Source organism: Falsihalocynthiibacter sp. S25ZX9, assembly GCF_041205405.1.
Taxonomy (GTDB): domain Bacteria; phylum Pseudomonadota; class Alphaproteobacteria; order Rhodobacterales; family Rhodobacteraceae; genus Falsihalocynthiibacter; species Falsihalocynthiibacter arcticus.
The window spans coordinates 57,248-69,679 of record NZ_JBGFCD010000016.1 but is presented as its reverse complement, the minus strand read 5'-3'; the positions used below and the strand labels follow the sequence as shown (position 1 = coordinate 69,679).

Below are 12,432 nucleotides of genomic sequence, written 5' to 3'. Positions count from 1 at the left end.
AGAAGAGCAGAACATGTCCGAAGAATTCGAAATTGATCTTGATGACCTTAAACGTCGTATGGACGGGGGGATTGCCTCCCTTCGGGTCGAATTTGCATCCCTACGGACCGGCCGCGCGTCCGCGAGCATGCTGGAACCCATTATGGTCGATGCCTATGGGCAGAAAACCCCGATCAACCAAGTCGGCACGGTAAACGTTCCTGAGTCGCGCATGGTCACGATCAACGTGTGGGACAAAGCCCTTGTCGGCCCCACCGAAAAAGCCATCCGCGAAAGTGGTCTGGGGATTAACCCCCAGTTAAATGGCACGATTATTATGCTGCCAATTCCGGAGCTTAACGAAGAGCGTCGCCGCGAATTGACCCGCGTTGCCGCGCAATATGCCGAACATGCCCGCGTCGCTGTGCGCAATGTACGTCGCGACGGTATGGACCAGCTCAAGAAAGCCAAAAACGACGGTATGGGCGAAGATGACTTCAAAATCTGGACCGACGAAGTTCAGGATTTGACCAACACATATATCGCCACTGTCGACAAAACGCTTGAAACAAAGCAAGCCGAGATCATGCAGGTTTAAGCAGGCAATAGGGAAGGCACCCCGTGGCCCAAGAGAGCGAAAACAACAGCCCGCACCATGTGGCCATCATTATGGATGGCAATGGTCGGTGGGCCAAGTCTCGAGGGCGGCCGCGCTTATTTGGCCATCACGCGGGCGCCAAACGTGTGCGCGAAATCGTTGAGGCCTGTCCCGATTATGGCGTCAAATATCTTACAATTTTTGCGTTTTCGACTGAAAATTGGAAGCGCACGCAAAGCGAAGTTGCTGGCCTGATGAGCCTGTTTCGCCGTTATATTCAGCGGGAAGCTCAGGCACTTCTTAAGCAAGGCGTGCGCGTTCGATTTATCGGGGACAGATTAAGACTCGACCCTAAGCTGCAGAAACTTATCGATAACCTCGAAACTCTGACCGCCGAAAACGATGGGGTGCATTTAACTATAGCGCTCAATTACGGCGGACGTGACGAGGTTGCCCGTGCGACCAAACGCATGGCGCGCGAAGTGGCCGCAGGGCGCATCGATCCTGAATCCGTTGACGTGGAAACATTGGCGCAATTCCTTGACACGCGGTTCCTCCCAGATCCTGATTTGGTGATCCGGACCTCGGGGGAGGCCCGCATTTCCAACTTCCTTTTGTGGCAATCGGCCTACTCGGAATACGAGTTTACCGACATTTTGTGGCCAGATTTTACGCCTGACGTCTTTGGCGAAATCCTTAAACGTTTTGGCGCACGCGATCGCCGCTTCGGAGCCGTCAGCCTATGAGTCGTTTATCTAAGTGGTCGGATTTAATGCCACGCACGATGTCAGCAATTGTTATGGCAGTTGTTGGGGTTACGGCGGTTTATTCCGGTGGAATTCTGTTCAACACCCTGATTATTCTTAGCCTCACTGCGATGCTGTGGGAGTTGTGGCGGATGATGGCCGAAACCCTCAAGGCGGGGCGAGATTGGCCGATTTTTGCCGCCTACGCCCTTGTGATTGTTTCCGCGTCATGGGCCTTTATCTTTCTGCGAGGTACTCCCAATGGCATTTGGACAATTACAGGTTTGTTTGTCATCGTCGTTCTTACGGATATCTTTGGATATTTCGCGGGCAAAATCTTTGGTGGCCCAAAATTTTGGCCCCTGATTAGCCCGAAAAAGACATGGTCGGGTACGGTCGCGGGATGGGTTTTGGCAGGGATATTTGGCGCGATTGCTGCGCTTTATCCCTATGTTCCCGAGTCGGTTCTGCTTGTCAGCCCCTCAGTCACGGCAACGGCGCTTAGTTTTATGCTTTTGTCTTTTGCGTCTCAGATGGGAGATATCGCCGAGAGTGCCTTGAAAAGGCGCTATAAAATCAAAGACAGCTCCAACCTTATTCCAGGTCATGGCGGGTTTTTGGACCGGTTTGATGGCATGGTCGGCGTGGGCTGCGTGTCGGCGGTCTATATTCTCATCGTCCTTGGCTTCGGCGTTTAAACATGCGCCGCATTTCAATTTTTGGCGCGACGGGCTCGATCGGCCAATCCACCATCGACCTGATCAAACGGGCGCCCGACGCCTATCATGTTGTCGCCCTAACTGGTGGGCGAAATATTGCGCAACTCGCGCGGGATGCCATTGATCTCAAGGCCGAAATCGCTGTGACGGGGTTCGAAACTTGTCTTTCCGATTTGCAAAATGCACTGGCTGGAACGGGCATTGAAGTTGCTGCAGGACCGCAGGCTTTAATCGAGGCGGCGGACCGTCCAACAGATTGGTTCATGAGCGCGATTGTAGGCGCGGCGGGTCTTGCGCCGGGGTTGCATGCTTTGCGCCACGGAGGCGTTTTGGCGCTGGCGAACAAAGAGAGTTTGGTGACGGCGGGCCCGTTGTTGAAATCCGAAGCGGCCAAATATGGCGCGACAATCCTGCCCGTCGACAGCGAGCATTCCGCCGTTTTTCAGGCTTTGGTCGGCGAAGATATTTCGCGCGTGGAGCGTATCATTATTACTGCAAGCGGCGGTGCCTTGCGCACGTGGCCGCTGGAAAAACTGGCGACCGCGACAGTGGCAGAGGCTTGCACCCATCCCAATTGGGATATGGGCCAACGTATTACAATTGACTCCGCTTCTATGTTTAACAAAGCGATGGAGTTGATTGAAACAAAAGAGTTTTTCGGTGTTTCGGCTGATCAAATAGAAGTGCTGGTTCATCCTCAAAGCCTCGTGCATGCGTTGGTTGGATTTGTTGACGGTGGCATAATTGCGCATATGGGGCCGCACGATATGCGCCACGCCATTGGCTATGCACTGCATTGGCCACAACGGGAAAAATTACCCGTTGAGCGATTGGATTTGGCCAAAATCGGCAAGCTTGAATTTTCCGCCCCCGACCTTCAACGTTGGCCTGCGTTGCGTTTGGCGGATGAGGTTATCCGCCGTGGTGGCTTGTCTGGTGCGATTTTCAATGCGGCCAAGGAATGCGCGCTTGATCTGTTTCTCGCGGGCGAGATTGGTTTTCAGGAGATGGCGCAGGTGGTTGAATTGGTGTTGAACAGGCATTGGCAGAATTCCGCAGACAGCCATAAAATTGACGTGATCCCCCTTGATGACGTCCTAAAAGCAGATCACACGGCACGGGTATGGGCGCGTGAATGCGCCAAGACTTTGCATAATTAAGGACAGACCTTGGATTTTTCTTCGATATTCTCTTCACTGGGCGGTGGCGTGTTTACGCTTATTGCTTTTGTCGTGGTTATTTCCGTTATCGTGGCGATCCACGAATACGGGCACTATATCGTTGGGCGGTGGTCTGGAATCTATGCCGACGTGTTCTCGCTTGGGTTTGGCAAAGTTTTGTTTTCGCGGGTCGACCGGCACGGTACAAAATGGCAAGTCGCGGCGCTGCCGTTTGGCGGATATGTAAAGTTTCGCGGGGATGCAGATGCGGCCAGTGGCAAAGATGGCGAGGCCATGGTGGGTCTGTCGGATGCCGAATTGCGTCACACAATGCATGGCGCACCTTTGTGGGCACGGACGGCAACCGTTGCTGCGGGGCCGTTGTTTAATTTCGCCCTGTCAATTTTGATCTTCGCTGGTTTGGCCATGTCTGTCGGGGTGGAAAAATCGCCGCTAACGGTTGGCGAAGTTATTGAATTACCAGCAGGAACTGGAGATTTACGTGCCGGAGACGTGTTGCTTTCGGTCGAAGGGCTTTCACTAGACGGGTCCGAAGGCTTGCGCACCACATTTGACGCACTCAAAACAAACTCGGCACTCTTATCTTATGAAATCACCCGTGAGGGACAGGAAATGACCGTTTTGGGGCCTCAACTCCAACCCGCTTTGGTCAGTGCTGTATCCCCCGACAGCGCGGCCTATGAGGCAGGGCTTGAAGAGGGCGATGTCATCCTTTCCATCAACGAGGAGCCGATCTCTTATTTTGGCCAGTTGATCCCCATTGTTGAGGCCTCGGCGGGTGCGCCGCTCAATTTGATGGTCTGGCGCGCAGGGGCGGAAATGCCTTTTGTGCTTAATGCTCAACGCAGGGATTTACCCACCGCAGACGGTGGTTTTGAAACCCGTTGGTTGATGGGAATTAGCGGGCGGTATGCGTTTACACCGCTCAATGAGGCCGTTGGTCCCGTTGAGGGTTTGACGCTTGGATTTAATGCCACCAAACGCGTGATAACCCAGTCGCTTTCAGGGATGTATCACATGGTGGCTGGGAAAATTTCGACCTGTAATATCTCGGGACCCATTGGTATCGCCAAAGTAAGCGGGCAGGCGGCTCAAGGCGGCATCAGCGATTTTATCAGTTTTATCGCGGTGATTTCCACGGCCATTGGTCTGATGAATCTGTTCCCCATTCCAGTTCTAGATGGAGGACATTTGGTGTTTTATGCCTATGAAGCCATTTTCCGTAAGCCGCCAAATGACACTTGGGTGCGTGGCCTGATGACAATCGGGTTGGGGCTTATTTTGTCGCTCATGGCGTTGGGGTTGTTCACAGATTTGGTCTGTTAATCAACAAAAAGTTAATATAGCCCAATTTGTGCCATATTTCTTGCCTACAGTGGATTGGAATAGTCAATACACGAGGTCTAACATGCAAACGATTAACAACGGATACCGCGGACTTTCCCTTCTTGTGGGGCTCAATATGGATCGCCTGATTGTTTCTGGCGCGATGGTCGCAGCTTTAATGCTTGGGGCGTTTGTATCGGTGAACCTCGCGATTTAAGACGGGGCAAAACAGCGATCAAACGCTGGGTTGTAGCTAAATTTTGTACGAATAGTAGAAAGCGTCCCTTGGGGCGCTTTCTTGCTTTTGACATAGGGGGCTTTTCCCGTTAGTTAGGGCGGACCTAGGGTTTTATACGGATGGAAGTCCATGAGTGATTTCGCCACCGATGCGTTCAAAAGCATCGTGACGCTTAAGAGGGCGCTTTGCCGCGTCTCAGCGTTTCTTTTTCTTTTTATTTCAGCTGTTTGCACGGTTGTTCCCTCTGGTGCGGAGGCGCAGGACTATACGTTCTCGTCCTTTTCCATCGACGGGAATTTACGCGTGGATTCCGCGACAATCATGACCTACATGGGAATCGTCCAAGGCCAAACCCTGTCGGCGGGCGAATTAAACGCAGCCTACCAAAACTTGGTCGGGTCGGGTTTGTTTGAATCCGTCGAAATCAACCCGCGTGGCAATACCTTAGGCGTTAGGGTCGTCGAATACCCAACAATCAACCAAATTTCGATTGAGGGAAATAAGCGTATCAAGGACGACGCGCTCTTTACGGTGGTACGTTCGCAGCCTCGGTTGGTTTTCAATCCAACAGTGGCCGAGCAGGATGCCGCCTCCTTGGTTGAGGCTTATGAAATCGGTGGACGCCTTGCGGCCACTGTCACGCCACGGATCATCCGCCGGTCTGAAAATCGCGTCGATTTGGTGTTTGAAGTTACCGAGGGCCAAACGGTTGATATCGAGCGCCTCACGTTTGTGGGCAACCGCGCCTATAGTGACACGCGATTGCGCCGTTTGCTTGGCACCAAACAGGCTGGTATCTTTCGCACCTTTGTGAAATCGGACACGTTTGTTGCGGATCGTATTGAATTTGATAAGCAAGTCTTAACGGAATTCTATACGGCGCGCGGGTTCGTCGACTTTGAGGCCGTTTCCGTCACCAGCGAACTTTCCCGTGAACGCGACGGTATTTTTGTGACCTTCCGGATCAAAGAGGGCCAGCAGTTTAGTTTTGGTAATTTAACGGTTTCGTCGGAATTCGCCAATATTGACCCGGCAAAGTATCAAAGACTGATCAAAATTAAGTCGGGCAAAGACTTTTCGCCGGCACGCATTGAAGCCGCCATTCTACGGATGGAAAACAAAGCGCTCAAAGATGGCCATGATTTTGTCCGCGTGGACCCACAGATCGTGCGTAATGATCGCACACGGACGCTGGATGTTGAATTTGCTCTGGTGCGAGGACCGCGGATTTTTATCGAGCGTATCGATATCGAGGGCAACACCACGACGCTTGACCGCGTTGTGCGCCAACAGTTCCGCGCCGTAGAGGGCGACCCGTTTAATCCGCGTGAAATCGCCCAATCTGCGGAACGTGTGCGTGCGCTTGGGTATTTCGAAGACGCCGAAGTGAACACACGCGAAGGAAGCACGTCAGACAATGTTATCGTCGATGTTGATGTGGTTGAAACCACCACGGGTTCGTTAAATCTGGGTGTCGCCTATAGTACGAATGACGGTCCCGGATTGAACCTTGGCTATACGCAAACCAACTTGTTGGGCCGTGGGCAAACCTTCAGTTTCGAGATCAGCACTGTTTCCGATGAAAATTCTGTTAATGTTGCTTTCTCGGAGCCATATCTCTATGGGCGGGATTTGCGGTTTGACATTGATCTAGGCCGTATCACGACGAGCAATACAACGCAGCAATATGATACCACGCGGGATACAATCTCTCCTTCGATTGATTTCCCCGTCAGCGAACGCGGGCGTTTGGGGCTGAGATATCGGTTCCTCGATACGTCGCTCTATAACTCAAGCATCGATAACTCGCGCTTGGTGAATGCGGACGTGGGGGAACGCTCGGACAATGTTCTGGGGTATTTCTATACTTTCGACTCGCGGCGCAGCAAAATTGACGAAGATTACAGTTATGTTTTGCGGTTTGGACAAAACTTTGGCTACATAGACGATGATCCCTTTATGCGTGCGACACTTTTAGCAGGGGCCGAAACCAACGCTTTGGACGGTCTCGTAACTTTGCGCGCCATTGTGGAAGCGGGGTCGTATACTGTTTATAATGGTGGGAAATCCCGCATTACCGATCGCTATTCGCAAACAACCCGTAAGATGCGCGGGTTCGAGAACTTTGGCACGGGACCACGTGACCTGAACGCCGTGAACCAAGACTCTCTTGGCGGCAATCTGTTTTCGGTTCTGCGCCTCGAAGCCGATTTCCCGATTGGGCTTCCCGAAGAATACGGGATTTCTGCGGGTCTTTTCTTTGACGTTGGCTCGATTTGGGGTTTGGATGACACGGCGGGTGGCCCGACCGATGCGGCCTGTCCCGTCACAGATTGTACGGTGGATGATGCGTTCCACTTACGGTCCGTGGTTGGATTTGCGGTGTATTGGAATACACCGTTGGGGCCTTTGCGGTTTAACTTCACCAAAGCAATCAAGAAAGAAGTCTATGATGTGGAGCAGCCGTTTGAACTTACTGTTACAACTAGGTTCTAAGTGGGGCATTGGCGGTTTCGGTCAGCGTTTTATGGCGCTCTCTAGGGCGATTTTGGCCGCAATCTGCGTCATTGCATTTTGCGGTTTCCCTGCGTTGGCACAGAGTCCGGACAGCACAATAGGCGGATCACACGCTGAGGCCGGTGTCACGGACGCATTGGATATTCAGGCAATTGTTCAAGGCAGTTTTGTTATTTTGGACCCTGAACGCCTGTACGCGGAATCCGCGTTTGGGTTGCGAATTCAAGAAGAGGTCAAGGCACTCGCCAAAGAAATCCAGTTGGAAAACGGCAAGTTGACTCGGGATTTAGAGACCGAAGAATTGCGCTTACTTGAACGACGCGCGGTTTTGTCTCCAGACGAATTCCGTGTCCTCGCCGATGCTTTTGACGACAAGGTGCAAGGCATTCGTGATGCTCAGGAACGCAAAGGCCAAGAACTCGGTAAGCGGGCAAGTGAGGGGCGGCAAGGGTTCAACGATGCCAGTCTCCCTATTTTGCGGAAAATCCTAAGAGAGCGCAATGCCTTGGGAATTCTGGATTCTCGTGTGATTTTACTGCCCGATCCCACGATCGATATTACAAACGAAGCCATTTTACGTGTGGATCAGGTTTTGCAGGATGGCAAACCGTAAGGCGTGGTTTTCACGGGGTTAGCGCTATTGAATGCGCGGCCCAGTTTTGGTACTCAAAGAACATAATAAAAACGCGAAGCGACTGGAGCCTCCATGCAATCCAAAGACATGACCCAAGCAGATCTTGACCTTATTCAACGCATTATTCCCCATCGGTACCCGTTTTTATTAGTGGATAAAATGAAGGACATCGATCCTGGAAAAAGCGCGGTTGGTGTTAAGAATGTAACGATAAACGAACCGCATTTTCAGGGTCACTTCCCCGGGGCGCCGATCATGCCGGGCGTGATGATCATCGAAGCCATGGCGCAATCCGCGGCTGTGCTGGTTGGTCTGTGGCTCGAAATGGTCGACAAGCCACTGTTGGTGTATTTCATGTCTGTGGACAACGGCAAGTTCCGCCAGAAAGTTGTGCCCGGCGATGTCCTTGAGTTGCATGTGACCGTCGTAAAGGCGCGCGGGATGATTTGGAAATTCCACGGTGACGCGAAGGTTGACGGCAAAATTGTCGCTGAAGCGGATTTCACTGCAATGATTGATTTGCAGGGTGAGGGCTAACTTTTGAGAATTGATCCCAGCGCCAATATCCACCCTTCCGCGGTTGTAGAAGACGGTGCGATCATCGGGCCGGCCTGTGTTGTCGGGCCATTTTCGCATATCGGGGCGGATGTGACTTTGGCGCGGGGTGTCGTTCTCAAGAGTCATGTCGTGTTGGCGGGAATAACTGAAATCGGCGAAGATTGCGAGATTTTCCCCTTTGCCACGATTGGTGAAGTGCCACAGGACCTCAAATTCGACGGCGAAAAAACCCGCTTGATCGTGGGGGCGCGCAATCGTATCCGCGAGGGTGTCACGATGAATACTGGCACCACTGGCGGCGGCGGCATCACCCGCGTGGGCGACGATTGCCTGTTTATGACAGGCGCTCATGTGGGCCATGACACCACGGTCGGTAACCGCGTGATTCTTGCCAACCATGCCGCACTTGCGGGGCATTGTGTGGTGGCGGATGACGTTATCATTGGGGGCCTTTCAGGCATTCATCAATTCGTTCGACTGGGCCGTGGTGCGATCATTGGTGCCGTCACTATGGTGACCAATGATGTCATTCCCTATGGGCTTGTGCAGGGGCCGCGTGGCGAATTGGACGGGCTTAACTTGGTCGGGCTTAAGCGGCGGGGTGTGTCGCGGGCTGATATTTCCGCGTTGCGCGCAGCGTTTCAGATGTTGCGGCAAGGTGAAGGCCAGTTCCAAGAACGCGCTATGCGCCTTTCAGAAGATTACGACAGCACCTATGTGGATGAAATTACGCAGTTTATTTTAGGGGAAAGCGATCGCGGCTTTCTGACTCCAAGCTAGTGGCGGCCGACGCACCAAACCGCCTTGCGGTGCTTGCAGGGCGCGGGGATTTACCGCTCCAAGTCGCCGCGCGGGAAGCCGACAGTTTTGTTGTGACGTTTCAGAGTGTTGAGACAAATGCACAGCCTGACTATGAAGCCCGCTTTGAAAAACTCGGCGGGTTGTTCAAGGAATTGCACAAGCAGGGCGTCAAACGGGTGTGTTTTGCGGGAGGTCTTCGACGCCCTGCGCTGAATCCGTTGCGTTTTGATGCAACGATGATGCGTTTGGCGCCACGTTTGATTGCAGCCATGAAGGGCGGCGACGATCACATCTTGCGCATTGTCGTGGAGGTCTTTGAGGACGCGGGGTTTACCGTTGTTGGTGCCCATGAAATTTGCCCCGAAATTTTAGCCACCGAAGGGCTTATTGCGGGGGAGGCGCCCAGCGAGCAGGCCTTGAGGGATATGGATCGTGCGCACGCCATTCTTACGGCGCTGTCACCGGTGGATGTGGGGCAGGGCTGTGTTGTTGCCAATGGGCTTTGTTATGGCATTGAAACCATTCAAGGCACGGACGCGATGCTTAGCTTTATCGCGCAAAACACGCTCTCCCGGCAGGGCGTCCTGATGAAGCGTGCAAAAGTCGGCCAAGAGTTGCGGGTGGATATGCCCGCGATTGGGCCTGAAACCTTGCACGGGGCCCATAGCGCGGGTTTGGCGGGGGTTGTAGTGCAGGCTGGGCAGGTAATGATTGTGGATCCGGTTGAAACCTGTGCGTTGGCCAAGGAACTTGGCCTTTTTATCTATGGCGAGGCCCGCTAATGCGGGTCTTCCTTATTGCGGGCGAGCTTTCGGGGGACAAACTTGGCGCGGCCTTGATGCGGGGGCTAAAGTCGCGGTTGCCTGACGTGGAGTTTCGCGGTGTTGCGGGGCCGATGATGCAGGCCGAAGGAATGCCCTCCTTGTTTGAAATGTCCGAACTTTCGATCATGGGGATTGTCGAAGTTCTGCCGAAATATTTCGCCCTAAAACGTCGTATTCGTGAGACGGCTCAAGCAGCGCTCGACTGGAAAGCGGATGTCGTCATCAGTATTGATAGCCCTGACTTTTGTTTGCGGGTGGCGAAAATCCTCAAGGCGCAAAGTAATATTCCAACGGTGCATTATGTCGCTCCCAGTGTTTGGGCGTGGCGCGAGGGGCGCGGGCCGAAGATGGCGAAGGTGATTGACCACGTCTTGGCGCTGTTGCCATTTGAGCCGCCCTTGATGCAGAAATCGGGCATGACCTGCGACTTTGTCGGCCATCCGATCGTGGCGGAACCAAAAGCAACTCAAGCCGATGCGGATGCGTTTCGCGCCTCGCACGGGCTCTCTTCTGAGACGCCCTTGATCTTGGCGCTTCCGGGATCGCGACGTGGCGAAGTGAGCCGTTTAGGCGGTATTTTTGGTGCCGCCCTCGCACAAGCCGTCAAGGAAATCCCGAAAGCGCGTGTTGTGTTGCCCATCGCTCCGGGTGTCCGCAATCTGGTGCGCGAATTGGTTGCCGAATGGGATATCACCCCGCCCGTCATCCTGCTGGAAACCGACAGCAGCGCGGCTGGGCAGGCCGAAAAACGCGCAGCATTTGCTGCGGCGGATATTGCCCTCGCGGCATCAGGCACCGTTTCACTTGAGCTGGCCCATGCGCGCACGCCGATGGTGATCGCCTATGATATGAATTGGCTCAGCCGGAAAATGATTGCGCGGTTGTTGAAGGTCGACACGGTGACCTTGGTGAACCTTGTGACTGAACGCCGTGATGTTCCCGAGTTTTTGGGCGAAAATTGCCGACCCGAAAATATCGCGCCAGCCCTTGTTGATCTTTGGAAATCGCCACAGGGCCAATTGGCCTCAATGGAGATTACGATGGAAAGACTTGGTGAAGGTGGCGAAGATCCTGGTGCGCGTGCCGCAGAGTCCGTGATCGTCGCCCTCGCGCGTTAATTACCGCGCCAAATCCAGCCGCCCCCGAAAATACGACTGCTGTCATTGTCATAGAACACGCAGGCTTGACCGGGCGAGACGCCTTCTTCCGCCGAGAGCAATTCCACCGTTGCTTCGGTTTCGGAAATTGGACGCAAGATCGCGTCACGTGGCGGGCGGGTCGAGCGCACTTTGACGGAAATATGCCACTCTTTTTGGCTCATCAACGGTTCATCATTAAGCCAGTTGATTTCGCGAATAGGAATGATCCGTGTCGAGAGCGCCGATTTCGGCCCCACGATCACGTGTTTCTTTTCGGGATCAAGCTTCACCACATAGATCGGATCGGTCAGGCCGCCAATGCCAAGGCCACGGCGTTGACCGATGGTATAATGGATCACGCCCTTGTGGCTGCCCACAACATTGCCGTCCAAATCCACGATATCACCGGGATCGGCGGCTTCGGGGCGCAACTTAAGAATGACGCTGGCGTAATTCCCGTCGGGCACGAAACAAATGTCTTGGCTGTCGGGCTTGTCCGCAACAACGAGGCCGTATTTTTGCGCCAGTTTTCGGGTTTCGTCCTTGCTCGCCAAATGGCCCAAGGGAAAGCGCAAATAAGACAGCTGGTCTTCGGTTGTCGAGAACAGAAAATAACTTTGATCGCGGTTGGCATCGGTTGCACTGTGCAGCTCAGGGCCGTTGTCGCCCATTTTGCGTTGGATATAATGGCCGGTCGCCATGCAATCGGCATCCAAGTCCTTGGCGGTTTCCAAGAGATCCTTGAATTTCACACGCTCGTTGCAGCGAATGCACGGCACGGGCGTCGCACCCGCAAGATAGGCATCGGCGAATTCGTCAATCACGGCATCTTTAAAAATGTTCTCATAATCAAGCACGTAATGTGGGAAGCCCATTTCCTCGGCAACGCGGCGCGCATCATGAATATCCACGCCCGCACAACAGGCGCCTTTTTTGGCCAGCGCAGCACCGTGATCATACAGCTGGAGTGTCACCCCAACCACGTCATAGCCCTCATCTGCGAGCATTGCGGCCACTACAGAGCTGTCCACGCCACCCGACATTGCAACCACAACGCGTGTCTGGGAGGGCGGTTTGGCAAAGCCAAGAGAGTTAACGGGGTGGGTCGAATCCAACGGCATCTTAATTATCCTAAACAAGGTCCTGCAGAATATAAGAAAATGCGAACTACT

At 53.5% G+C, this 12,432-nt stretch carries 13 protein-coding genes; 12 read left to right on the top strand and 1 reads right to left on the bottom strand.

Going from position 1 to position 12,432, the window contains the following annotated elements; translation table 11 throughout:
• Positions 1 to 13 precede the first annotated feature (13 nt).
• The 12 genes from frr to lpxB all read left to right on the top strand — a co-directional run bounded on the left by frr (position 14) and on the right by lpxB (position 11,239).
• A complete protein-coding gene (frr, locus tag AB9F29_RS16970; protein WP_039000663.1) occupies positions 14 to 577 on the top strand; it encodes a ribosome recycling factor in 564 nt (187 codons plus the stop codon).
• Between the two features lie 23 nt (positions 578 to 600).
• Positions 601 to 1,323 (top strand): isoprenyl transferase, encoded by a 723-nt coding sequence (locus AB9F29_RS16965; protein WP_039000664.1) that lies wholly within the window; start codon positions 601 to 603, stop codon positions 1,321 to 1,323.
• Positions 1,320 to 2,021, top strand: coding sequence for a phosphatidate cytidylyltransferase (locus AB9F29_RS16960; RefSeq protein WP_369756516.1), 702 nt, complete (start codon positions 1,320 to 1,322; stop codon positions 2,019 to 2,021). Before AB9F29_RS16965 ends, AB9F29_RS16960 begins: the two co-directional genes overlap by 4 nt.
• Positions 2,022 to 2,023: 2 nt before the next feature.
• On the top strand, positions 2,024 to 3,202 hold the full coding sequence (dxr, locus tag AB9F29_RS16955; RefSeq protein WP_369756515.1) for a 1-deoxy-D-xylulose-5-phosphate reductoisomerase: 1,179 nt from the start codon (positions 2,024 to 2,026) through the stop codon (positions 3,200 to 3,202).
• Positions 3,203 to 3,211: 9 nt separating this feature from the next.
• Entirely contained in the window at positions 3,212 to 4,549 is a 1,338-nt protein-coding gene (rseP, locus tag AB9F29_RS16950; RefSeq protein ID WP_369756514.1) for an RIP metalloprotease RseP, read from the top strand.
• 82 nt (positions 4,550 to 4,631) lie between these two features.
• Positions 4,632 to 4,766: a hypothetical protein gene (locus AB9F29_RS16945; protein ID WP_335584346.1), complete on the top strand. Its 135-nt coding sequence runs from the start codon at positions 4,632 to 4,634 to the stop codon at positions 4,764 to 4,766.
• Positions 4,767 to 4,916: 150 nt separating this feature from the next.
• Complete coding sequence (bamA, locus tag AB9F29_RS16940; RefSeq protein WP_369756513.1) at positions 4,917 to 7,283, top strand: outer membrane protein assembly factor BamA; 2,367 nt, start codon at positions 4,917 to 4,919, stop codon at positions 7,281 to 7,283.
• 31 nt (positions 7,284 to 7,314) lie between these two features.
• Positions 7,315 to 7,917 carry an OmpH family outer membrane protein gene (locus AB9F29_RS16935; protein ID WP_369756512.1) on the top strand — a complete coding sequence of 201 codons (603 nt, stop codon included), beginning with the start codon at positions 7,315 to 7,317 and terminating at the stop codon, positions 7,915 to 7,917.
• A 93-nt stretch (positions 7,918 to 8,010) separates the two neighbouring features.
• A complete protein-coding gene (gene fabZ / locus AB9F29_RS16930; protein ID WP_369756511.1) occupies positions 8,011 to 8,475 on the top strand; it encodes a 3-hydroxyacyl-ACP dehydratase FabZ in 465 nt (154 codons plus the stop codon).
• A 3-nt stretch (positions 8,476 to 8,478) separates the two neighbouring features.
• Entirely contained in the window at positions 8,479 to 9,276 is a 798-nt protein-coding gene (gene lpxA / locus AB9F29_RS16925; protein ID WP_369756510.1) for an acyl-ACP--UDP-N-acetylglucosamine O-acyltransferase, read from the top strand.
• On the top strand, positions 9,276 to 10,079 hold the full coding sequence (locus tag AB9F29_RS16920) for an LpxI family protein (RefSeq protein WP_369756509.1): 804 nt from the start codon (positions 9,276 to 9,278) through the stop codon (positions 10,077 to 10,079). Before lpxA ends, AB9F29_RS16920 begins: the two co-directional genes overlap by 1 nt.
• On the top strand, positions 10,079 to 11,239 hold the full coding sequence (gene lpxB / locus AB9F29_RS16915) for a lipid-A-disaccharide synthase (RefSeq protein ID WP_369756508.1): 1,161 nt from the start codon (positions 10,079 to 10,081) through the stop codon (positions 11,237 to 11,239). The genes AB9F29_RS16920 and lpxB overlap by 1 nt, the downstream gene beginning before the upstream one ends.
• Here the strand turns inward: lpxB and mnmA are convergent.
• Positions 11,236 to 12,381, bottom strand: coding sequence for a tRNA 2-thiouridine(34) synthase MnmA (gene mnmA / locus AB9F29_RS16910; RefSeq protein ID WP_369756507.1), 1,146 nt, complete (start codon positions 12,379 to 12,381; stop codon positions 11,236 to 11,238). The two genes, lpxB and mnmA, sit on opposite strands and share 4 nt — an antisense overlap.
• Positions 12,382 to 12,432 lie beyond the last annotated feature (51 nt).